The sequence below is a fragment of the Psychroserpens sp. XS_ASV72 genome, from assembly GCF_041224425.1.
GTDB lineage: Bacteria > Bacteroidota > Bacteroidia > Flavobacteriales > Flavobacteriaceae > Psychroserpens.
Map to the genome: position 1 here is coordinate 218,549 of NZ_JBGFGL010000076.1, position 22,017 is coordinate 240,565.

General features: G+C 35.4%; 22 protein-coding genes. 10 read left to right on the top strand and 12 right to left on the bottom strand.

Features of this window, described 5'->3' with window-relative positions:
• Positions 1-55: 55 nt before the first annotated feature.
• From AB9K26_RS08285 to AB9K26_RS08305, 5 genes are all read left to right on the top strand, one after another.
• A complete protein-coding gene (locus AB9K26_RS08285) occupies positions 56-1,207 on the top strand; it encodes an ABC transporter substrate-binding protein (protein ID WP_369972086.1) in 1,152 nt (383 codons plus the stop codon).
• A gap of 80 nt (positions 1,208-1,287) precedes the next feature.
• Complete coding sequence (locus AB9K26_RS08290) at positions 1,288-2,310, top strand: FecCD family ABC transporter permease (protein ID WP_369972087.1); 1,023 nt, start codon at positions 1,288-1,290, stop codon at positions 2,308-2,310.
• 3 nt (positions 2,311-2,313) lie between these two features.
• Positions 2,314-3,108, top strand: coding sequence for an ABC transporter ATP-binding protein (locus AB9K26_RS08295; protein ID WP_369972088.1), 795 nt, complete (start codon positions 2,314-2,316; stop codon positions 3,106-3,108).
• An 85-nt stretch (positions 3,109-3,193) separates the two neighbouring features.
• A complete protein-coding gene (gene rmuC, locus AB9K26_RS08300; RefSeq protein WP_369972089.1) occupies positions 3,194-4,516 on the top strand; it encodes a DNA recombination protein RmuC in 1,323 nt (440 codons plus the stop codon).
• Complete coding sequence (locus AB9K26_RS08305) at positions 4,509-5,078, top strand: acyl-CoA thioesterase (RefSeq protein WP_369972090.1); 570 nt, start codon at positions 4,509-4,511, stop codon at positions 5,076-5,078. Before rmuC ends, AB9K26_RS08305 begins: the two co-directional genes overlap by 8 nt.
• Positions 5,079-5,124: 46 nt before the next feature.
• Here the strand turns inward: AB9K26_RS08305 and AB9K26_RS08310 are convergent, their stop codons facing one another.
• The 4 genes from AB9K26_RS08310 to rpmH all read right to left on the bottom strand — a co-directional run bounded on the left by AB9K26_RS08310 (position 5,125) and on the right by rpmH (position 10,081).
• Positions 5,125-5,883: a T9SS type A sorting domain-containing protein gene (locus AB9K26_RS08310; protein WP_369972091.1), complete on the bottom strand. Its 759-nt coding sequence runs from the start codon at positions 5,881-5,883 to the stop codon at positions 5,125-5,127.
• Positions 5,884-6,015: 132 nt separating this feature from the next.
• On the bottom strand, positions 6,016-6,894 hold the full coding sequence (locus AB9K26_RS08315) for a T9SS type A sorting domain-containing protein (RefSeq protein WP_369972092.1): 879 nt from the start codon (positions 6,892-6,894) through the stop codon (positions 6,016-6,018).
• A gap of 74 nt (positions 6,895-6,968) precedes the next feature.
• Positions 6,969-9,821 carry a carbamoyl-phosphate synthase large subunit gene (carB, locus tag AB9K26_RS08320; RefSeq protein ID WP_369972093.1) on the bottom strand — a complete coding sequence of 951 codons (2,853 nt, stop codon included), beginning with the start codon at positions 9,819-9,821 and terminating at the stop codon, positions 6,969-6,971.
• A 98-nt stretch (positions 9,822-9,919) separates the two neighbouring features.
• Positions 9,920-10,081, bottom strand: coding sequence for a 50S ribosomal protein L34 (rpmH, locus tag AB9K26_RS08325; RefSeq protein WP_369972094.1), 162 nt, complete (start codon positions 10,079-10,081; stop codon positions 9,920-9,922).
• A 162-nt stretch (positions 10,082-10,243) separates the two neighbouring features.
• Between rpmH and AB9K26_RS08330 the strand changes: the two genes are divergently transcribed.
• On the top strand, positions 10,244-10,804 hold the full coding sequence (locus AB9K26_RS08330; RefSeq protein WP_369972095.1) for a DUF2892 domain-containing protein: 561 nt from the start codon (positions 10,244-10,246) through the stop codon (positions 10,802-10,804).
• A 3-nt stretch (positions 10,805-10,807) separates the two neighbouring features.
• Here AB9K26_RS08330 and cls read toward each other — a convergent pair whose 3' ends face one another.
• From cls to AB9K26_RS08345, 3 genes are read right to left on the bottom strand one after another with little or no spacing between them, the layout of a single operon-like run.
• Complete coding sequence (gene cls, locus AB9K26_RS08335; RefSeq protein ID WP_369972096.1) at positions 10,808-12,262, bottom strand: cardiolipin synthase; 1,455 nt, start codon at positions 12,260-12,262, stop codon at positions 10,808-10,810.
• Positions 12,263-13,213, bottom strand: coding sequence for a lytic transglycosylase domain-containing protein (locus AB9K26_RS08340; protein ID WP_369972097.1), 951 nt, complete (start codon positions 13,211-13,213; stop codon positions 12,263-12,265). It abuts the gene before it with no gap.
• 36 nt (positions 13,214-13,249) lie between these two features.
• Positions 13,250-13,918 carry an alpha/beta hydrolase gene (locus AB9K26_RS08345; RefSeq protein WP_369972098.1) on the bottom strand — a complete coding sequence of 223 codons (669 nt, stop codon included), beginning with the start codon at positions 13,916-13,918 and terminating at the stop codon, positions 13,250-13,252.
• 115 nt (positions 13,919-14,033) lie between these two features.
• Between AB9K26_RS08345 and AB9K26_RS08350 the strand changes: the two genes are divergently transcribed.
• Positions 14,034-14,330 (top strand): GNAT family N-acetyltransferase, encoded by a 297-nt coding sequence (locus tag AB9K26_RS08350; protein ID WP_369972099.1) that lies wholly within the window; start codon positions 14,034-14,036, stop codon positions 14,328-14,330.
• 58 nt (positions 14,331-14,388) lie between these two features.
• Here the strand turns inward: AB9K26_RS08350 and mtaB are convergent, their stop codons facing one another.
• Complete coding sequence (gene mtaB / locus AB9K26_RS08355) at positions 14,389-15,714, bottom strand: tRNA (N(6)-L-threonylcarbamoyladenosine(37)-C(2))-methylthiotransferase MtaB (protein WP_369972100.1); 1,326 nt, start codon at positions 15,712-15,714, stop codon at positions 14,389-14,391.
• 83 nt (positions 15,715-15,797) lie between these two features.
• Here mtaB and AB9K26_RS08360 point away from each other — a divergent pair, with 83 nt between their 5' ends.
• Positions 15,798-17,438 carry an ABC transporter substrate-binding protein gene (locus AB9K26_RS08360; protein WP_369972101.1) on the top strand — a complete coding sequence of 547 codons (1,641 nt, stop codon included), beginning with the start codon at positions 15,798-15,800 and terminating at the stop codon, positions 17,436-17,438.
• On the opposite strand, the gene AB9K26_RS08365 is transcribed toward AB9K26_RS08360, so the two are convergent.
• The 4 genes from AB9K26_RS08365 to AB9K26_RS08380 form a co-directional block, all read right to left on the bottom strand.
• Entirely contained in the window at positions 17,429-17,776 is a 348-nt protein-coding gene (locus tag AB9K26_RS08365; RefSeq protein WP_369972102.1) for a hypothetical protein, read from the bottom strand. The two genes, AB9K26_RS08360 and AB9K26_RS08365, sit on opposite strands and share 10 nt — an antisense overlap.
• Before the next feature lie 48 nt (positions 17,777-17,824).
• Positions 17,825-18,727, bottom strand: a complete 903-nt coding sequence (locus AB9K26_RS08370) for a TolB family protein (RefSeq protein WP_369972103.1) — start codon at positions 18,725-18,727, stop codon at positions 17,825-17,827.
• Between the two features lie 11 nt (positions 18,728-18,738).
• Complete coding sequence (locus AB9K26_RS08375) at positions 18,739-19,920, bottom strand: GlmU family protein (protein ID WP_369972104.1); 1,182 nt, start codon at positions 19,918-19,920, stop codon at positions 18,739-18,741.
• A 99-nt stretch (positions 19,921-20,019) separates the two neighbouring features.
• Positions 20,020-20,271 (bottom strand): type B 50S ribosomal protein L31, encoded by a 252-nt coding sequence (locus tag AB9K26_RS08380; protein ID WP_369972105.1) that lies wholly within the window; start codon positions 20,269-20,271, stop codon positions 20,020-20,022.
• A gap of 163 nt (positions 20,272-20,434) precedes the next feature.
• Here AB9K26_RS08380 and AB9K26_RS08385 point away from each other — a divergent pair, with 163 nt between their 5' ends.
• Positions 20,435-20,956: a DUF4199 domain-containing protein gene (locus tag AB9K26_RS08385; protein ID WP_369972106.1), complete on the top strand. Its 522-nt coding sequence runs from the start codon at positions 20,435-20,437 to the stop codon at positions 20,954-20,956.
• 43 nt (positions 20,957-20,999) lie between these two features.
• Positions 21,000-21,947 carry a glycosyltransferase family 2 protein gene (locus AB9K26_RS08390; protein ID WP_369972107.1) on the top strand — a complete coding sequence of 316 codons (948 nt, stop codon included), beginning with the start codon at positions 21,000-21,002 and terminating at the stop codon, positions 21,945-21,947.
• The last annotated feature ends 70 nt before the right edge of the window (positions 21,948-22,017 follow it).

A 22,017-nucleotide genomic window follows, 5' to 3' on the forward strand; every position in this document is an offset into this window, starting at 1 on the left:
ATGAAAGTTTTTGTAGCTCAAATTTAATCAATCAAAGCACTTTAAATCGTTACCTATGTTACACAAAAAGCTAGTTTCTATCTTTTTTTTAAGCATCCTATTTCTATGCTGCAAGGAAGAAAAAAAGGCATTACCAATACAAGATATTGAGCCTCAACAAATAGAAATGAAATATGCAAGCGGATTTACAATTACAGAGTTTCAAGATTATAAAATCTTAAACATCACAAATCCATGGCCAAAATCTGATAAACAATTCAAATATGCACTTGTTCCAAAGGAAAATCAATCAAAAATCACTTTGAACAAAGACGATTATGATGGCATCATCACAATTCCTATTGAAACTATCGTAGTCACATCAACCACTCATATCCCAGCCTTGGAACATCTTGGTGTAGAAAATCGACTGATCGGATTTCCTGGTTGTGATTATGTGTCTTCTGAAAAAACCAGAGCACGCATCAATACAGGTCAAGTTCGCGAACTGGGAAGTAATGAGGGCATCAATACAGAAATCCTTTTGGAATTACGTCCAGACCTTGTTATGTCGTTCGGTGTTGAAGGTTCGAATAAAAGCTTGGAAACCATTAATGCGTCAGGTATTTCTGTAATTTACAATGGTGATTGGGTTGAAAAATCACCTCTTGCCAAAGCAGAATGGATCAAATGTTTTGGAATCCTTTTCGATAAAAGTGAGAAAGCCAATATGGTATTCAATACTATTGAAACTAATTATATGGATGCTAAAAAAATGGCATCAGAAGCTATAGAAAAACCAAGTGTATTATGTGGTGCGATGTATAAGGACATTTGGTATTTACCTAATGGCACCAGTCCAGAAGCCCAAATATTGAAAGATGCCAACACCAATTATCTATGGAGCGATACTGAAGCCTCTGGAAGTTTGGCTTTAAGTTTTGAAACCGTATTTGAAAAAGCTCAAGATGCCGAATTATGGATTAGTCCGTCCTACTATGGAAGTTATGACGACTTGAAAGCTTCGAACGATCATTATACCAAATTCAAGGCGTTTCAAAGTAAAAACATCTATACCTTTTCAAATACCAAAGGTGAAACTGGTGGTGTTTTATATTACGAGTTGGGTGTTTTACGTCCAGATTTGGTATTGAAGGATATGATTAAGGTTTGTCATCCAAATCTACTCCCAGAATACAAAACCACATTTTTCAAGCCACTCAAATAGGCAAAGACAGTTAACCATCTTTTTGTATTACATTTGTGTTGAATGACAAAATGTTTCGATTTTTAGAATAATCACAACTTTTGAATAGCAATTACACATATCCTTTTATAACGCTTCTTGTTGTACTTCTGCTTTGCTTTTTGCTAAACATCAGCTTAGGCTCTGTAAGCATCCCAATACCTGATGTATTTGCCGGCTTATTCGGTAGTTTGGAAAACGAATCTTGGCAATATATCATTCAGAATTATAGATTACCTAAAGCCTTTACAGCAATTCTAGTAGGTTCCGGATTGGGAATCTCAGGATTATTGATGCAAACCCTTTTTAGAAATCCGTTAGCCGGTCCATTTGTTTTAGGCATCAGTTCTGGAGCGAGTTTAGGCGTGGCTTTGGTTATATTGGGTTCTGGACTTTTTGGAGGTATTTTGGCGTCTGTTTTGATTTCCAAATGGAGCATTGTCATTGCTGCAAGCTTAGGAAGTTTTTTGGTCTTATTGGCCGTACTTTTAGTGTCTTCCAAAGTTCGAGATACGATGGCTATCTTAATTATAGGATTGATGTTTGGAAGTATTACTGCTGCCGTTGTAAGTGTATTATCGTACTTTAGTTCTGCGGAACAATTACAACAGTATATATTTTGGGGATTCGGAAGCTTAGGAAACCTGTCTTGGTCTGAACTCCTTATTTTTTTCTGTATATATCTTTTAGGTTTATTACTTGCAATCGTTTCTATTAAAGCACTAAACAGTTTTCTTTTAGGTGAAAACTACGCTAGAAGTTTAGGACTACATATCAAGCGCAGTAGAATGATCATTATTTTTTCAACCAGTCTTTTAGCAGGAACCATAACAGCTTTTGCTGGGCCAATCGCTTTTATAGGTTTAGCCATTCCACATTTAACACGTCAACTATTTCATACTTCTAACCATAAAATTCTATTACCAGCAGTTTTTCTTTTTGGGGCTATTGTGATGTTGATTTGCGATAGTATTGCCCAATTACCTATGAGCGATTACACTTTACCTATCAATGCAATTACTTCATTAATTGGTGCTCCAGTTGTAATATGGCTTTTGGTACGACAACGTAAAATGATCTTTTAGATTTTGAATATTCAGCAACAACATAGTGTCCTTAAAACCGAAAAGCTATCCATTGGTTATAAATCAAAGAAAGAGGCTATTGTTGTTTCCAATGACATCAACATAGAACTAAGAAAAGGGGAACTTATTGGATTGGTTGGTGCCAATGGTATTGGAAAATCAACCTTGCTACGTACCTTAAGCGCTATTCAAAAACCATTAAGCGGCAGTATTGAATGCCATGGAAAATTGATTCATAAGCATTCTCCAATCGAATTGGCTAAAATCATGAGCCTGGTCTTAACAGAACAAATCATTTCCAAAAACCTAAGCGTATTTGAACTTGTGGCCTTAGGTAGACAACCCTATACCAATTGGATTGGCACTCTTTCTGAAAACGATTATACAGCTGTTGAAAGAGCTTTGGAACAAACCCATTTAACCGATTTAAAATCGCGTAGATGCTTCGAATTGAGTGATGGTCAGTTGCAAAAAGTTATGATCGCTAGGGCGCTTACTCAAGACACCGATTTAATTATTTTAGATGAGCCAACAACGCATCTCGATATGTATCATAAAGCCTATATTTTGAAGTTACTCCAGCAATTAGCAAAAGATACACAAAAGACCATTTTGTTCTCATCACACGAAATAGATTTGGCCATACAACTGTGTGACAAAATGATTGTGATGACTAAAGATACTGTTGTTTCTGATGCGCCATGCAAACTCATTGAGCAAGGCGTCTTCGAAACCTTATTTCCAAAAGACCTTATTGGTTTTGATAATAAAACCGGTCGATTTAAAGTAAAAAAATAAGCTTTTTAAATTTAAAATATATAGCCTTCTTTGGCTTTAGCTTAAAATGCAAATTGCCTATCTTTGGGTAAATTTGAATTCTTTTATGAACGATACACTCATCTTACTTTTTGCCATTCTTATTTCTGCTTCGGTTGGAGCCTATTTAGGTATGTTATTTATTAAACTGAAAAGCAAAAGCGAACAAAGCACGCTTGAAGAACGACAAAACCAAATGGGTAAAACTATTGAGGAACTCAAACAAAACATCAGCAGATTAGAATCTGAACGGGAGGAAATACGTCGCGAAAAAGAAAACCTAAATACAGAACTTACCAGAACAAATACAGAGTATCAAAATCTACATGAACAGAACTTAAAACGAGACAAAGAACTCGAAGAACGCCAAGAACAGCTACGTAAGGATTTTGAATTGTTAGCCAATAAGATTCTCGATGAGAAATCTGAAAAGTTCACGCTTCAGAATAAGGAGAATATCAAGAATATCTTAAATCCTTTACAGGAAAAAATTCTAATTTTTGAAAAGAAAGTTGAGGACACCCAAAAGGAAAGTATCAGTATGCATTCAGCATTAAAGCAACAATTATTGAATTTGAAAGACCTCAACCAACAAATGACCAAGGAAGCTACCAATTTAACCAAAGCTTTAAAAGGCGATAGTAAGATGCAAGGTAATTGGGGCGAATTGGTACTGGAGCGCGTCTTGGAGAAATCAGGTCTGGAAAAAGATCGAGAGTATTTTGTTCAGCAAAGTTTCACAAGAGAAGATGGAAGTCGTGCCATGCCAGATGTGGTTTTACATTTGCCAGATAACAAAAAAATGATCATCGACTCCAAGGTTTCCTTAACCCATTATGAGCAAATGGTCAATGCTGAGGATGAAGAACGTTCCTTGTTTTTGAAGCGACATCTCAACTCCATCAAAACCCATATTGATCAGCTTTCAGAAAAAAACTATCAAGATTTATACGATATTGAATCTCCAGATTTTGTTTTGTTATTCATTCCTATCGAACCTGCTTTTGCAGTTGCCATCAATGAAGACAATACCTTATACAATAAAGCCTTTGAAAAGAATATTGTTATCGTAACACCTTCTACGCTTTTGGCTACTTTACGTACCATTGACACCATGTGGAACAATGAAAAGCAACAACAAAATGCTATGGAAATTGCTAAGCAAGCAGGTGCTCTTTACGATAAGTTTGAAGGACTGGTATCAGACTTAACCAATGTAGGAAAAAAGATTGATGCTGCTAAAACCGATTATGCTTCAGCAATGAATAAATTAGTGGAAGGTAAAGGCAACCTTATTTCGAGAGTGGAAAAAATCAAAAAAATGGGTGCCAAAGCAAAAAAAGCTTTACCTGAATCTATTTTAAAAAGAGCTCACGAAGACGATGAGTAATCAACCTAAACATTATAAAACAGTTGATTCAACTAGAGTTAGCATCTCACAATTGATGCAACCTTCGCATTCAAATTTTAGTGGTAAAATACATGGTGGCTATATCTTAAACCTCATGGATCAAATTGCTTTTGCTTGTGCATCAAAACATTCTGAAACCTATTGTGTCACAGCTTCAGTTGAAACGGTCGATTTCTTAAATCCAATAGAGGTTGGTGAATTGGTTACCATGAAAGCCTCTATTAACTTCGTTGGTAAAACATCTATGGTTGTTGGGATTCGTGTGGAATCAGAAAACATTCAAAACGGAGAGATAAAGCATTGCAACTCCTCTTATTTCACAATGGTTGCTAAGGACAAATTTGGCAATAGTGTTGATGTTCCAGGATTAATACTCAATGATAAATTAGAAGTCAAACGTTTCTTAAAAGCTATTAAAAGGAAAGCGACAAAACAAGCAAGACAAATAGAGTTTGAACATGAAAACTTTTCTCCAACAGATTATTTACAAGAGCTCAAAAAATACCGCATCAAAATAGAACTTCCTGATAGTTCAGAATAAAAAAAAGCCACCAGAAACTGATGGCTTAATATGACATTAAAGGTTCTTATTGTTTGACAAAACGTTTGGTTTCAGTATTATTCTCTGTAGAAATTCTAACTAAATATAAACCGCTAGTCCAATTTGACACATCAAAGTTAGTCGATTCATTTCCATTCAATTCTCGTTCAACAATTAACTTCCCTAAAAGATCAAATACCCTTACAGTAGCAATATTTTGGAAATTACCAGGAACAATAAGTTTCATTTCTGTTGCAGCAGGATTAGGTGAAATTGAAAATTTAAACAAGTCATCAAAATCATCTAGGCCCAAACTAGTCGCCCAAAACTGAAAGCCGTTTTGAGCACCATCTCCAGTATATTCGTATGGAGGCGTGACACTAATAAAAGTTCCAGCAGTCCAAATACCTTTAGCTACAGCAACATTCTCTCTTCCTAATCCTCCACTTCCCCATTGCAAGAAGTCTTGCATGGCAGCTGTCGAACCAAAAGAATTGGTACTGTACAATCCTAAGTCGGATGCAGAAGCATTAAAGTTGGAACTTGCTTGAACAACAACATCTGCTCCAGGAGCTAGATTTAAAGAACCACTTTGTACAGTTCCTCCACTCAATTGAGAGTAAGTAAACAAGTGACAAAACCAATAGGAAGACACGTCTACGGTTGTACCTCCGTAATTGTGGATTTGAACAACATTGGTGCTTGGATCAACATTGACCATTCTGATTTGGGCATCTGAGGTGTTAATAGCAAAAAAGCATAGCGTTGCCATTAACACAAATTTCATTACGTAATTTTTTTTCATAGTTTGATTTTTTTGGTTGTAATTTTTGATACAAGATAATCAATTTTTTTTAATGGATTGAAAATCAAAAATCAAACTACAAAAAAAGCCATTGACATCTGTCAATGGCTTTGAGTATATAAATTAAAACAATTATTGCTTCACAAAGCGTTTTGTTTGTGTGTTGTGATCCGTAGAAATTCTCACTAAATATACGCCACTATTCCAATTTGACACATCAATTGATGAAGATGTAAGTGCATCAATCTCCCTTTTGTAAACGCGTTTACCCAATACATCAAAAACTGAAATTACAGCATTTTCGGTGTTTGATGGTAAATATACATTCAACTTAGAAGTGGCGGGATTTGGAGATATAGAAAACTCCTTAGACGTTTCAAATTGTGAAACTCCAAGAACATCAACAGCTGTTATATTATCTAGTTCAGAAATTCTAGCCACACCTCCTTGACCTTTGTGGATAGGATCGGTTGGACTAGTACCATCATTACTCACAATTCTAATTTGATCTACATCTGCAAGAATATCAGCTATGGTAGCACCTCCTTGAGATATTACCAAATCTGATGAATTCAAAGGAAACGTTATGGATGTCCAAGTAGTACCAGGAGGCACCACTATTGGATTTGCTGATGCTGCCCAATTAGGAAACGATTTATTGAGAGCTACTCTCAAATGCAATGTCTCGGTTCCTGGATTTTGAACATCACATGTAATAGCTACAATACCAGCAGCTGTATAATTACCTGTCCATTCAGCATCCATGTTAATACAAAGATGTTTTGATCCAGCTGAACCAGTCATAACTGAATTGGTAACTCTTAAAAAAGCATCACCAGCTCCCGCAGGTCCACCAGTAGGAACTTGAACAGGATCATTTGCATTAGAAATTTGATGTATCCATCCTTGAACACCTGAAGAAAAATCACTTGTTTGTCCAGCAGCAATATTCTGGGCAAATGCAAAAGAGGAAACAATTGAAAATAATATTGATAGTAGTTTTGTTTTCATAGCATCACTTTAATCATTAGCTAAATTAGTAATTTTTAGATAACTAAGATTAACATTTTATCAAAAAAAATAACTTATTTACTCAAATACATTCTTCGCCTAGAATACAAGTTGTAAAACTCGTCGTCTTTCAAACTATCAATAAATAGAATACTTTCTCCTGTACTCTTCATTTCTGGACCTAATTTCTTATTCACATTAGGGAATTTATTAAATGAAAACACAGGCTGCTTGATAGCGTATCCTTCCAAGTGTGGCTTAAAGTCAAAGTCTGTCACCTTATTGTGTCCTAACATCACTTTTGTTGCATAATTCACATAAGGTTCTCCATAAGCTTTAGCAATGAAAGGCACAGTTCGAGATGCTCTTGGGTTGGCCTCGATGATATATACCTTATCATCTTTAATGGCAAACTGAATGTTGATCAACCCAACCGTATTAAGTGCTAGTGCAATTTTATGCGTATGGTCTTTGATTTGCTGCATCACAAATTCCCCTAAATTAAAAGGTGGTAAGGTTGCATTACTATCTCCTGAATGAATACCACATGGCTCAATATGTTCCATGATACCAATGATATACACATTTTCGCCATCACAAATAGCGTCGGCTTCCGCTTCAATGGCACCATCGAGATAATGATCTAACAAGAGTTTATTATTTGGAATTTTACGAAGTAAATCGACAACGTGTTCTTCCAATTCCTTTTTATTGATGACAATCTTCATACCTTGTCCACCAAGAACGTAGGAAGGTCTTACCAATATTGGAAAATCCAATCGATCGGCAACGGCTAAAGCTTCATCGGCTGTTGAAGCCGTATCAAATTCTGGATAAGGAATGTTGTTTTCTTTCAATAAGGTTGAAAAACTACCTCTATCTTCAGCCAAATCTAATGATTGGTAGGTTGTACCAATGATTTTGATTCCATAACGATCTAATTTTTCAGCTAATTTGAGTGCTGTTTGTCCGCCAAGCTGAACAATAACACCTTCTGGTTTTTCATGACGGATAATATCGTAGATATGCTCCCAGAATACAGGCTCGAAATACAGTTTATCAGCAATATCAAAATCGGTTGAAACCGTTTCAGGATTGCAATTGATCATAATGGTTTCATAACCACATTCAGAACTCGCCAAAACACCATGCACACAGCAGTAATCAAACTCAATCCCTTGTCCGATTCGGTTAGGTCCCGATCCCAAAACAATGATTTTCTTTTTATCAGAAACCACACTTTCGTTGGCTGCAAACTTTTGACCATCTGCTGTTTCCACTTCATTTTCAAAAGTAGAGTAATAATAAGGCGTTTGCGCTTTAAACTCTGCAGCACACGTATCTACTAACTTGTACACACGATTGATCTTGAATTCATCGCGTTTGTTATACACTTGACTTTCCAAACACTTTAACATGTGCGCTATTTGACGATCTCCATAGCCTTTCTGTTTGGCCTCCAATAGCAATTCACGATCTATGGTATCGATAGTATAGGTTGAAATTTCTTTTTCGAGCTCATGTAATTCCTCATATTGCTTTAAGAACCACATATCGATTTTAGTAATCTCGTGGATGCGACTAAGCGGAATGCCCATTTGAATGGCATCATAGATGGCGAATACACGATCCCAACTTGCATAGGTTAATTTATCAATAATTTGCTGGTAATCTTTGTATCCCTTTCCATCAGCACCTAACCCGTTACGCTTAATTTCAAGGGATTGTGTTGCTTTATGAAGCGCTTCTTGAAATGATCGACCGATAGCCATCACTTCGCCAACGGCTTTCATTTGGAGTCCGAGTTGACGATCGGAACCTTCAAACTTATCGAAATTCCAACGTGGAATTTTCACAACTACATAATCTAATGTTGGCTCAAACAAGGCTGAAGTAGAGCCTGTAATTTGATTGCTCAATTCATCTAGAGTATAACCAATAGCCAATTTAGCAGCAACCTTTGCAATTGGATATCCAGTGGCTTTACTAGCCAAGGCTGAAGAACGCGATACCCTTGGATTGATTTCAATGGCAATAATCTCTTCTTCTTCATCTGGACTTACTGCAAACTGGACATTACAACCACCTGCAAAATCACCAATACTACGCATCATATGGATAGCCATATCACGCATTCTCTGAAAAGTTTTATCAGAAAGTGTCATGGCAGGAGCAATGGTAATAGAGTCTCCAGTATGGATTCCCATTGGATCCATATTTTCAATGGTACAGATAATAACAACGTTATCATTTTTATCTCTTAAAAGCTCTAACTCATACTCTTTCCAACCAATTAAAGCTTTATCAATCATGACCTCATGAATTGGCGAAGCTTCTAGTCCGCGAGTCAATAACTCATCAAAATCTTCTTCCTTATATACAAAAGAAGCACCAGCACCACCTAAGGTATACGATGCTCTAATTACCAATGGAAAACCAAACTCTTGAGCTATTTCCTTCCCCTTTAAATAAGAGTTTGCTGTAGCCTGAGGTGCCATGCCAACACCTATTTTGCCCATCAGTTCTCGGAATTGCTCTCTGTCTTCGGTAATATTTATCGCTTCAATATCGACACCAATAAGTTTTACATCAAAATCTTCCCAAATGCCTTTTTCATCAGCCTCAATACAAAGATTTAATGCAGTTTGTCCTCCCATTGTTGGCAATACCGCATCAATTTGAGGATGTTCCTTCAAGACCTTTATGATAGACTTTGTAGTTAAAGGCAACAAATACACATGATCTGCCATTGTAGGATCAGTCATGATGGTTGCAGGATTGGAGTTGATAAGAATGGTTTCAATTCCATCTTCACGAAGCGATCGTAAAGCTTGGGTTCCTGAGTAATCAAACTCACAAGCTTGTCCGATAATAATTGGCCCAGAACCAATAATAAGGATGGATTTTAGGGATTCGTTTTTTGGCATCTTTCTATTTTTATGGTTGCAAAATTAGGTAACATATAGGTACAAAAAAAGGTGTTACACCTAAGTAACACCCTTAAAATATTAACAATTGTTAATCATTATTTTTTATGTCTTGGTTCAGAAGATACAGACAATTTCTTTCTTCCTTTAGCACGTCTACGCGCTAAAACTTTTCTTCCATTTACAGAAGCCATTCTTTCTCTAAAACCGTGCTTGTTTTTTCTTTTTCTCTTTGACGGCTGAAATGTTCTCTTACTCATTGTCTTATATCTTTATTATACCTTGTTTCTGTTTCGACTTAGATTGAGCAGTCCTCAAAACTGCGTGCAAATATACAAAGAGTTTTTAGTTTGCCAAACCTTAAATTAAAATTATTTTCAATTGTTTTTATTACCTTTGCAACCCAATTGTAAAACCGAAAAATGTTCAATAAAAATATAAAATTAGTAATTGCTATATTGATTTTTGCCTATGCTATTTATCAATTTATTGAAGGCTACATAGGCAATGGCATCATGTATATTCTTCTCTCATTGATATTTGTCTTTTTGTACTTCAAAAACGAATTTATCTTGTTGGCTTTCCTTCGTTTGAGAAAACAAGACTTTGAAGGCGCAAAAAAGTGGTTGAATAAAATTAAGAATCCTTCAGCGGCTTTGGTAAAAAAACAAGAAGGTTATTACAATTTTTTACATGGTATCATGGTTTCCCAAACCAATATGAATGATGCCGAAAAATATTTTAAGAAAGCCGTAAGCTTAGGTTTATCTATGGATCACGACTTAGCCATGGCAAAATTAAACTTAGCTGGAATTGCCTTCAGCAAACGAAGACCACAAGAGGCCCAAAAACTATTAGCTGAAGCAAAAAAACTTGACAAACGCGATATGCTTGCCGATCAAATCAAAATGATGAAGCAGCAGATGAAGAAGACTTCAATTCCGAAGCAACATTACGGAAACAGAAATATGCGTCGTCGATAAACCTTATAAAAGAGGTGACCAGAGTCTGGCAAAAGATTCCTTTAGTTTGGATACATTGGAACGGTCTTTCCATGTTTCATAATAAAGGCGTTCACTATCTTCTAAATCTTCAATGAAATGAGATTTAAGAATTTGTGCTTGCTCTTTATCGTAGATAAGTGCATTGATCTCAAAATTGATATTGAAACTTCTGTTGTCTAGATTACAAGTTCCTACAGTAGAAAAAACATCATCTACAACCATTGTTTTGGCATGAACAAATCCTTTGGAATATTTATAGACCTGCACACCTGCCTCCATTAAATTTTCAAGATAGGAATCTGTAGCTCTTCCTGCAATCCAAGTATCTGATTCTTTAGGAACAATCAATTTCACATCAACGCCAACTTTAGAGGCTATCATTAAAGCAGTTAACACTTCATCGTTAGGAATAAAATAGGGTGTTGTAATATAAATGTAGTCTTCTGCATTATTTATAGCTGTCAAAATAGCTAACATAATATTTGCCCAATTGGTATCTGGACCACTAGCAGCAATCTGTACAGCCACATTTTTATCTACAGAAACATCTGGAAAATAATCTTCCTTCACTTCTATTTTATTTTTAGTAACAAAGTCCCAAGTCGTTAAAAAATGAAATTGTAGCACTTTAACTGCTTCACCATGAATTCTTAAATGGGTATCTCTCCAATACAATTTGGGGTTTTCATAATTGACATAAGTATCAGAGATATTAATACCTCCAACATAACCAATCAATCCGTCTATTATGGCGATTTTTCTATGATTTCTATAATTGGATTTTCCTGTAAGACTTGAAAAAATAACAGGCATGAACGGATAATGATCTACACCACTTTCCTTGAGTTGGTGTTTCATAGCAGAAGACAATTCACTTCCAACATCATCATATATCAATTTGACTTCGAGACCAGCCTTTGCTTTTTCGGTTAAAATATCCAAAAGCTCTGTTCCTATAGCGTCATCTTTAACAATGTAGTATTCAATATGGATGTATTTTTTGGCCTGTTTTAGATCTTCCAATAAGAATTTGAACTTTGCCTCTCCATTTCTTAAAACCGTAACATCATTATTGAAGGTCAAAGGTGATTTTTCACTCGATTTTAGAAGCTTGATCAATTTTATTTTGTCATCCAAATCCTTATTGATGTTCTCTAAATCTTTTTTTCTTACTCTAAGGTTTTCTCCAACGGATTTGATAATACTACTGTTAGCGATATCCTTTCGGTTAAAAATTTTTGTTTTCCTGTACTCTTGTCCGAACAAATAATAAACAATAAGTCCGATAAAAGGAAAAAAGATCAGAGCAAGAATATACGTAAGTGTTTTAGCGGGATTGATGTTCTTTAAAAGAATCAGGACAACAACTCCTGCAGCAAGTACATAGTTGACGATTAAGGCGATTGGCCAAATATGGTCTTTTATATATTCTAACATCTAAGGCTTGACCGAATAATATCCTTTTTTAGGTATCTCGATATAATATTGTTTTCTTGAGCTATTATTCAAGTGTGGTTCTCTTAGCCAAGGGTTGTGAAGTTTCAATATTTTGTAATTGATGTCAAATTGCTTGGCAAACTTTGAGAAATCGGTCACAGCAGTATCAACCTCAACCTTGTAAGTAGGAACACTTGCATAAAGATCTTCTGACTTGAAATTGAAGCCATACTTTTTAGGATGATTCAAGATTTCCTTAACTGCTACAATTCTGAAAAGATAGCGACCCGTTTCCTCTCCTAATAATAAATCATAATAGCCTTTAACACCTTGCTCTTTCAATCGTCTAGAAATTCCAGCATTTCCAGCATTATAAGCTGCAGCAGCTAGAGTCCACGTTCCCAGATCATCCTTTGCTTTTTGAAGGTACTTACAAGCCACTTCAGTTGCCATTTCCAAATGATAACGCTCGTCAACGTTTGAGTTAACCTCAAGACCATTCTCTCTACCCGTTGCCTTCATGATCTGCCAGACACCTGTTGCTCCAGCAGGAGACACCACGTTTGAGAGTCCGCTCTCTATTACAGCCAAATATTTGAAATCTTCTGGAATGCCATTTTTCTTCAAAATAGGTTCAATTATTGGGAAATATTTTGCAGCACGTTTGAACATTAATAATCCATTGGATTGCCAGTATGTATTGACCAGTAACTCACGATCGAGTCGTTCTAATATATCAGGATTGTTTAGTGGTACCTGTTCACCAGCAAAATCCATTTGCTCAGGCAGTGTAATGGCATATACATTATAGTCTTTTACAGCCTTTTCGTTTAGAGCGTTTGGGTTCGTTTTGGTTTGGTCTTCACCTGGAGCCTTTTGAATGGCATAGATGAACAGTCCTGAAAGAAACAGGATACCAATAGCAGTAAATATGTTCTTAATTGTATTCATGGTCTTTTTTTATAAATATAAAGTTTTCTTTTGGCATTATACCTCTTCCAAAATAAGTTTTGGCAAATTTTCATTAAACCATTTGTACTTATTAATAATCATAATGTGTGTTCCCTCTTTAATAACTTTGCAATTGCCTTGGCACGAATGTGGAAACACGGCATCTTTATCACCATGTATGTATATGGCTTGCGGATTTGGCTCTTCCTGGTTCCATTCAATAACTTGTTCTATGGCCCAATCTAAATAACGCTTGTCATTAACAGATAAGTATTTTTTATAAAGTTCAATACGTTTAGTAACCATTTCACCAAAAGCATACTTTGCCAAAACGTCTATATTGCTAACCAATTGTGTTGGTAAAAGCTTATAGGCTTTGGTAAATTTCATGAGCTTCATTCGCTTAGGTAATTCATGCTTGCACTTAACACTTGACACTACGATGAGTTTTCTCAACGTCATATACTTGCTCATTTCCTGTACTAAAATACCTCCAAAGGAAACACCTAAAAGCACTACGTTATCATACTCAATTTTTTCTATCATCCTTTTGGCATAAGATTCCAGCGTTTCATGTAATTCTGGAATCATCCATTCGAGCCAATGAACCTGAAATTGCTCTTCCGGAAGTTTGATGTGTTCAAAAATAGAAGGATTAGCAGCCATTCCTGGCATTAAATAAACATGTATGAGCTCCTGAGACATAAGGATTTAGGTATCAGTGATTTTTAATTTCTTTTTTTTTTGTAATTTTGTAATACAAAACTATGTAAATCTATAGTTCTACCCTACCGACCATTGAATTAAATACAAAATTATTATGATTGATGCAGCAGAATTGATTGACAATGAATTTTTACGTCAATTTGAATTAAAGGTTGATACTGAACTTGCCAAAATTGAATACGCTTTACAAGATCGAAAGATTTTTTTAACAAAGCTTATTATTCCAGAAACTATACATTCTGACGATTTTGAAGAAGATTTTTTAACGTTGGTTTTTGATACCATTGCAGATCGCAATATTAGTGTCGTACCTACAAGTCCTGAGATTGCGAAATTTATCAGAAGGCATAGAAAATACAAGAAAATGTTGCCCGTAGGCATTCGTATATAAGTTAAATGGATAAAAAAAGCCGAAGTTTTTACTTCGGCTTTTTTTTGGACTCTTTTTGTTATACAGCAATTTCATTTACAAACTCAAAACGCACCATTCCATCCTCGTCAATTTTAGTGAGTTCAACACCTTGCAACGTATTGACCAACTCTGGATTCCAAGGTGTTTTGACTTTTACGTAATTTTCTGTAAATCCGTGAATATAGCCTTCTTTATTTTCGCCTTCAAACAGTACTGTTCTTTGCGTTCCCAATTGACTTTCATAAAAAGCACGACGTTTTTTTGCTGAAAGACCTCGAAGCATTTTACTACGCTTAGCTCTCACACGTTTTGGAACCACACCATCTAAATTGGCAGCAATGGTATTATCACGTTCAGAATATGTAAATACATGTAAATACGAAATATCCAATTCGTTAAGGAAATTATAGGTTTCCAGAAAGTGCTCTTCAGTTTCTCCAGGAAATCCAACAATTACATCAACACCAATACAGGCGTGCGGCATCACTTCTCGAATTCTATTCACGCGATCAACGTACAATTCTTTCATGTATCTTCGACGCATCAATTTTAAAATGGAATTGCTTCCGCTTTGGAGTGGCACGTGGAAATGTGGTACAAACGTATTACTTTCAGCGACAAAATCTATGGTTTCATTTTTGAGCAGATTAGGTTCAATAGAAGAGATACGTAGACGCTCAATACCTTCCACTTCATCTAAGGCTTGTACCAATTCATAGAATGTATGCTCGTGCTTTTTATTACCAAACTCTCCTTTACCATAATCGCCTATATTAACACCTGTAAGGACAATTTCCTTAATATTTTTATCAGAAATCTCCTTGGCATTTTTAAGGACATTCTCTAAAGTATCACTTCTCGAAATGCCTCGTGCCAATGGAATAGTACAATACGTACATTTATAATCGCAACCATCCTGAACTTTCAAAAAAGCCCTTGTGCGATCTCCAAAGGAATAACTTCCAACATAAAAATCGGCTTCCTGAATTTCACAGCTGTGTACCTCTCCCATATCATTTTTGGTCAAATCGTTGAGATAACTAGTGACATTGAATTTTTCAGTGGCACCAAGTACTAAATCAACACCATCAACATCTGCCAATTCTTGTGGTTTCAATTGTGCATAACAACCAACTGCAACAACAAAAGCATCAGGATTGACCTTTTGAGCTTGCTTGACAATGGACTTGAAACGCTTATCTGCATTTTCGGTAACCGAACAGGTATTTATAACATAAACATCTGCTATTTCCTTAAAATCTACACGCTCAAATCCTTCCGAAGAGAAATTTCTAGCAATTGTAGAAGTTTCCGAAAAATTTAGCTTGCAACCTAAAGTGTAAAATGCAACTTTTTTATTCATATCCTGTCAACGGATTTCCATAGCCTTGGAAATCTAATTATATTTACTCGTTTTCTAATTTAAAGTCTGCAAATTTACAATTAATGAGTTATATCCTAAAATCTAAGCCTTATAAATCCTTGATTTTAAAGCCTTTTTTATGGGTTTTCAACATATTACTTCTCATTTCTTGCAGCAATACAACCTCTTCCAATAAAGACCATCTTGTATTTCGCTATAATGAACACAAAAATATCGGATCATTAGATCCTGCGTTTGCCAAAGACAATGCAGACATTTGGGCTGTGAATCAATTATTCAATGGGTTGGTGCAAATGGATAGTGACATGAATGTGCAGCCATGTATTGCGAAAGAATGGACTGTTTCAGATGACGGACTTTCATACACTTTTCTACTTAGGAAAGATGTTTCTTTTCACAAACACAATATATTTGGAAATGATTCTACGCGAACAGTCGTTGCTAGTGACTTTGAATACAGTTTTAATCGTTTATTGGATAAAAAAATTGCTTCTCCAGGAAGTTGGACCTTAAACAAGGTTAAAGACTTTGAAGCTGTTAATGACTCTATTTTCAAAATTGAGCTTCAGCAGGCATTTCCTGCATTTTTAGGACTGTTGACCATGAAATATTGCTCTGTGGTTCCAAAGGAGATTGTTGAGCATTATCAATCAGATTTCAGGTCGCATCCAATAGGTACTGGACCATTTCAATTCAAGCGTTGGGAAGAAAATTTAAAGTTGGTCTTTAGAAAAAATCCCAATTATTTTGAAATTAACAATACTGGAACTAAACTACCTTATCTAGAAGCTGTTGCCATCACATTTTTACCAGATAAACAAAGTGAGTTTTTACAATTTGCCCAAGGCAATATTGATTTCGTTTCTGGATTGGACGCTTCATATAAAGACGAAATTCTTACTGCTGATGGCAAATTAAGATCACAATATGCTAGTAATGTGAATATGATTCGCGGACCTTACCTCAACACAGAATATTTGGCTTTTTATATGGATACTGAGGTTTCGGCCATTCAATCAGATTTACTTAGAAAAGCGATTAATTATGGATTTGACAGAGAGAAAATGATGACGTATTTACGTAATGGCATTGGCATTCCTGCCCATGGAGGCTTTATTCCAAAAGGGCTTCCAGGATATAATGCTACAATAGGATATTCCTACCAACCTGAAAAAGCAAAAGAGCTGGTTCAAGACTTTAAAACTGAAACTGGAATTCAGAATCCAGAAATCACCATCACTACAACAAGTAATTATTTAAGCTTTTGTGAATACATTCAACGTGAGCTCCAAAAAATAGGCATCAATGTCAATGTAGATGTGATTCCTGCGGCTACCTTAAAAGATGCTAAGGCCAATGGCAAATTGGATTTGTTTAGAGCAAGTTGGGTTGCCGATTATCCTGATGCAGAAAATTACCTCTCTTTATACTACAGTGAAAATTTTGCACCAAATGGTCCAAACTACACCCATTTTAAAAGTGAACTATTTGATGCTTGGTATGAAGAAGCCTTCTCTATTACTGATGTAAAACAGCGTGAATCCCTATATTCAAAAATGGATAGTTTAGTCATGGCTAAAACACCAGTAGTACCCTTATTTTATGATGAGGTCGTACGATTTACAAGAAAGGACGTTTCAGGATTAGGCATCAATCCAATTAATTTATTGGATTTAAAACGGGTGAAAAAAACTCAACGGTAATTTTCCAAGTCATCAACATCCTTTCCAATATCTTGAATCTCGTTGGTTTTTTCCAAAACCACATTTTTACTCCAATTCTTATTCAATAGATAATAGAAAAGATACGCTGTACCAAGTCCAAAAGGAAGGGCAATTACTGTCATTAAAAGATTATTATCCCAATCAATACCCAAATTAACAAAAGCATCAACAGTACCTAGAATAACACCGCCAACCAAAGCACCCACATAATAACTTAGAACTCCAAGAATTGCAAACAACCACTTGTTTTGACGATACTGTTCGGCTAATTTGAAAAACTGTCTTCCTATGATTACTATGAGAATTATTCCTAACATAATTTCTGGTTTGTGGTTTTACTTATTTTTGAAAAAAATAAATATAGGTTAATCTTTTGTAAAATAATAAATATCGTCCTCCCCTTTTCCACCTTCACGATTTGAGGAAAAAAAACCCGATTTTCCGTCAGGCAACAATTCAAAGCACATATCATCGGCTTCGCTATTGATTGGCTTAGGCATTAAAACAGGATCTCCAAAAGTACCATCTGCCTTCATTTCAACTCGGTACAAATCCAGTCCGCCATAACCTTTATTACGATCTGAAGAAAAATACAGTACGTTTCCTTCAGTTATAAAAGGGAACATTTCCTTTCTTGGAGAATTTACATGTGCTCCGATATTTTCAATATCTCCATAACGATTATTGCCTAAAATCTTAACCCTAAAAATATCGGTCGGACCTTTGGCCAAAGGAATGTTTGAAGTAAAGTAAAGATACTGTCCATCAGGACTAACAGATGGATGTGCATACGAATACCTTTCGTCGCAAAATGGCAATGGTTTGAATTTCATATAGCCTTTTCCCTCTACATATTCACCAAGTTCCATTCTAAGGTTTCTAGTCTTATCATCATACTTGTATACATCTCCTCTCTTCTTCTCATTGGTCGTTACATAAATATACTTTCCATCTTTACTGAAACCAGCACTGGAACTATTGAACACAAATCGATCTGAAGACACAAATTCCTTGGCATTCGTGATTTCTCCATCTTGATTCATAACCCCTTGATAGAGCGTAAATATTTGCTGATTTCCACTATTGCGCTCAACAGATCCAAAACTATTGACCTTATATCTCGAAAAAAAGACAATGCTATCTTTTACATAGACCACACCATATTGACTAAGTTTATCGTTAATGGCAAGGTTTTTTAAAGTGTATTGATCTTGGGCTTGAATCGTAGAAGACATAACGATTAGTAATAAAAGTAGGTATTGTTTCATTTTATGTAAATTTATGAGTCGCTTTTACGCCACTGTTTAGTGATTTCAAACACATGCTCCAAAATGGCTTTATCGGTTTCAGAAAATTCTATATTTCGTCGTTTCATGACAACTTCAGCTACTTCAAAAGCTTTTTTTGTTAAATAGGTTGTAAATCCTGAATTTCCGCCCCAACTAAAGCTAGGTACAAAATTTCTTGGAAATCCACTTCCGAATATATTGGCACTAACACCAACAACTGTACCAGTATTGAACATCGTATTGATACCACATTTACTGTGATCTCCCATCATTAGTCCGCAAAACTGCAATCCTGTTCGAGCAAACCCTTGTGTTTCGTAATTCCAAAGACGCACTTCAGCATAGTTGTTTTTGAGATTCGAATTATTGGTATCGGCACCTAAATTACACCATTCACCAAGCACTGAGTTTCCTAAAAAGCCATCATGACCTTTATTGGAATATCCAAAAATGACCGAATTATTAACCTCGCCTCCAACCTTACTATGAGGACCAATGGTTGTTGGACCATAAATTTTGGCACTAAGCTTAACAGTTGCGTGTTCACATAAAGCAAAAGGGCCTCGAATTACACTACCTTCCATAATTTCAGCATCTTTACCAATATAAATCGGACCAGAACTAGCGTTCAATGTTACAAATTCCAATTTGGCACCTTCTTCAATAAAAACATTTTGACCATTAATAACGTTTACTGAATTAGGGATAGACTCCGATTTTCGGTCATGAGTGATAAGCTCAAAATCATCTTGAATGGCGTCGCCATTTTTAGAAAAAATATCCCAAGTATGTTCAATTTTTAAAACCTCAGATTCAAACTCTATAGCTTCATAACTATCAAAATCGACTTCCTCTTGAGTATCTTTAGAATAAAATGCAATAACCTCTTCTTCGTTAAAAATGGCTTGATTGTCTTCCAAGGATTTGACCATAGCCACCAATTCATGATTAGGTAAATATGAGGCATTGATCATGATGTTATGATCCATTTCAACCATAGGATACTTTTCAGACAAATAGTCTTCGGTAAGTGTTGTAGTGGTATAACCTAGATACATTTCCCACTTTTCCCTAATAGTTAAAATCCCAACACGAATGTCTGCCACTGGTCTGGTAAACGTAAATGGCAAAAGATTGTTACGCGATGGACCATCGAAGAGGATGTAGTTCATGATTTAAAATTTAGTATTTCAAAAATACATGAATTGCCCTAAACAAAAAAGCCTTCAAGATGAAACTCTTGAAGGCTTTTATAAAATATGATCAAACGCTTATTTCTTAAATTTCGCGTATTTGTTTTTGAACTTATCAATACGACCAGCAGTATCTACCAATTTAGATTTACCAGTGTAATACGGATGAGATGTTCTTGAAATTTCCAATTTCACTACTGGATATTCAACACCATCAACGTCAATAGTTTCATTAGTTTCTGCAGTTGACTTTGTAATGAATACGTCATCGTTAGACATATCTTTAAATGCTACAAGTCTATAATTTTCTGGATGTATTCCTTTTTTCATCTCTTTAACCGATTTATCGCTTTACATTTTTCGAGGTGCAAATTTAAGTATTTTTTGTAAATTACCAATAATTATTTTTTGTTTTTTATGTTCACATTTTTGTAACATTTCAAAACAGATAGATACTAACAATCATATTTAACTAATCAATTAACTTAATATTATGGATCAAGAAAAACCAAAAATCAAACCAATTGCCTATTCATACGGACTCTACTTAGCTTTAATCAGTATTGTCGTGTTGGTAATTATGTATGTCGCTAACATTGATAAAAGCTGGCCGCTTTCTATTGCCAGCGCATTGCTTAGTATTGCTGTTTTTGTTTATGGAATTAAAGCATACAAAAAAAGCAATAATGGATTTCTTACCTTAGGTCAAGCCATAAAAGTTGGATTGGCTATTGCTGTAGTTGGAGGTGTGATTTCTGCTATTTACTCCTATTTCCATTATGAGTTTATTTACCCAGAATTCATTGAAATGCAAAAAGAAGTCGCTTACAATCAAATGATTGAGCAGAATCCGAATATGACTGAAGAACAAATCAACCAAGCTATGGATATTAGTGGAATTTTCATGAACTCAGCGTTTTTTAGTTTATCTTCTATTTTAGGATCTTTAATTTTTGGACTTATCGTTTCTCTGATAGCTGGTCTAGTTATGAAAAAAGAGCCTCATACACATTAAAAAAAATCAGTACTTTTGAATATCGAATATTTAAAATTACTTGATGAATATATCAGTAGTCATACCACTACTTAACGAACAAGAATCTTTAAAAGAGTTATACGATTGGATTGCAAAAGTTATGCAGTCCAATCGTTTTTCTTATGAAATCATTTTCATCGATGATGGCAGTACCGATAATTCCTGGTCTATTATCAAACAACTTTCAAAAGAAGATGATAATGTAAAAGGTATTCGGTTCATGAAAAACTTTGGGAAATCACAAGCCTTACATGCTGGATTCAACAAGGCGAAAGGAGATGTCGTTATTACAATGGATGCAGATTTACAAGATAATCCAGATGAAATTCCTGAGCTTTACGACATGATCGTGAATCAAAACTACGATTTGGTTTCCGGTTGGAAAAAAAAGCGATACGATTCCGTACTTACTAAAAACCTACCCTCGAAATTGTTTAATTGGGCTGCTCGCAAAACCTCTGGAGTACGGCTGAATGATTTTAATTGCGGACTTAAAGCCTACCATGTTGATGTGGTTAAAAATATTGATGTGAATGGCGAAATGCATCGTTACATTCCAGTTTTAGCCAAAAATGCTGGCTTTAGTAATATTGGCGAAAAAGTAGTGCAACATCAAGCCAGAAAATATGGCGAAACGAAATTCGGAATGAACCGATTTATTCACGGATTTCTAGATTTGATAACTATTTGGTTTATATCGCGTTTTGGAAGACGTCCTATGCACCTTTTTGGAGCCCTTGGCGTTTTGATGTTCGGAATTGGTTTTGCCTTTGCCTTATATTTAGGTATCGACAAATTATTTATCAATCCAACAGGAAGGCTCATTACCCAAAGACCACAATTTTATATTGCCTTAGCTACCATGATTATAGGTACTCAATTCTTTGTAGCTGGATTTTTAGGTGAAATCATTTTAAGAACCAAGGAAAGCAAGCAACGTTACCTTGTAAAACAAGAACTCAATTTTTAAATTTTTGACATCAAATTAACGTGATATACAAGTATCACATCTAGCGAAATACATACTTTTGCAATATATC

Bases quoted from the DNA above. Each gene is read 5' to 3' on its own strand.
- AB9K26_RS08285 (WP_369972086.1), top strand. From the start codon at position 56: ATGTTACACAAAAAGCTAGTTTCTATCTTTTTTTTAAGCATCCTATTT.
- rmuC (WP_369972089.1), top strand. From the start codon at position 3,194: ATGAACGATACACTCATCTTACTTTTTGCCATTCTTATTTCTGCTTCG.
- AB9K26_RS08305 (WP_369972090.1), top strand. From the start codon at position 4,509: ATGAGTAATCAACCTAAACATTATAAAACAGTTGATTCAACTAGAGTT.
- AB9K26_RS08310 (WP_369972091.1), bottom strand. From the start codon at position 5,883: ATGAAAAAAAATTACGTAATGAAATTTGTGTTAATGGCAACGCTATGC.
- AB9K26_RS08315 (WP_369972092.1), bottom strand. From the start codon at position 6,894: ATGAAAACAAAACTACTATCAATATTATTTTCAATTGTTTCCTCTTTT.
- carB (WP_369972093.1), bottom strand. From the start codon at position 9,821: ATGCCAAAAAACGAATCCCTAAAATCCATCCTTATTATTGGTTCTGGG.
- rpmH (WP_369972094.1), bottom strand. From the start codon at position 10,081: ATGAGTAAGAGAACATTTCAGCCGTCAAAGAGAAAAAGAAAAAACAAG.
- AB9K26_RS08330 (WP_369972095.1), top strand. From the start codon at position 10,244: ATGTTCAATAAAAATATAAAATTAGTAATTGCTATATTGATTTTTGCC.
- cls (WP_369972096.1), bottom strand. From the start codon at position 12,262: ATGTTAGAATATATAAAAGACCATATTTGGCCAATCGCCTTAATCGTC.
- AB9K26_RS08340 (WP_369972097.1), bottom strand. From the start codon at position 13,213: ATGAATACAATTAAGAACATATTTACTGCTATTGGTATCCTGTTTCTT.
- AB9K26_RS08345 (WP_369972098.1), bottom strand. From the start codon at position 13,918: ATGTCTCAGGAGCTCATACATGTTTATTTAATGCCAGGAATGGCTGCT.
- AB9K26_RS08350 (WP_369972099.1), top strand. From the start codon at position 14,034: ATGATTGATGCAGCAGAATTGATTGACAATGAATTTTTACGTCAATTT.
- mtaB (WP_369972100.1), bottom strand. From the start codon at position 15,714: ATGAATAAAAAAGTTGCATTTTACACTTTAGGTTGCAAGCTAAATTTT.
- AB9K26_RS08360 (WP_369972101.1), top strand. From the start codon at position 15,798: ATGAGTTATATCCTAAAATCTAAGCCTTATAAATCCTTGATTTTAAAG.
- AB9K26_RS08365 (WP_369972102.1), bottom strand. From the start codon at position 17,776: ATGTTAGGAATAATTCTCATAGTAATCATAGGAAGACAGTTTTTCAAA.
- AB9K26_RS08370 (WP_369972103.1), bottom strand. From the start codon at position 18,727: ATGAAACAATACCTACTTTTATTACTAATCGTTATGTCTTCTACGATT.
- AB9K26_RS08375 (WP_369972104.1), bottom strand. From the start codon at position 19,920: ATGAACTACATCCTCTTCGATGGTCCATCGCGTAACAATCTTTTGCCA.
- AB9K26_RS08380 (WP_369972105.1), bottom strand. From the start codon at position 20,271: ATGAAAAAAGGAATACATCCAGAAAATTATAGACTTGTAGCATTTAAA.
- AB9K26_RS08385 (WP_369972106.1), top strand. From the start codon at position 20,435: ATGGATCAAGAAAAACCAAAAATCAAACCAATTGCCTATTCATACGGA.
- AB9K26_RS08390 (WP_369972107.1), top strand. From the start codon at position 21,000: ATGAATATATCAGTAGTCATACCACTACTTAACGAACAAGAATCTTTA.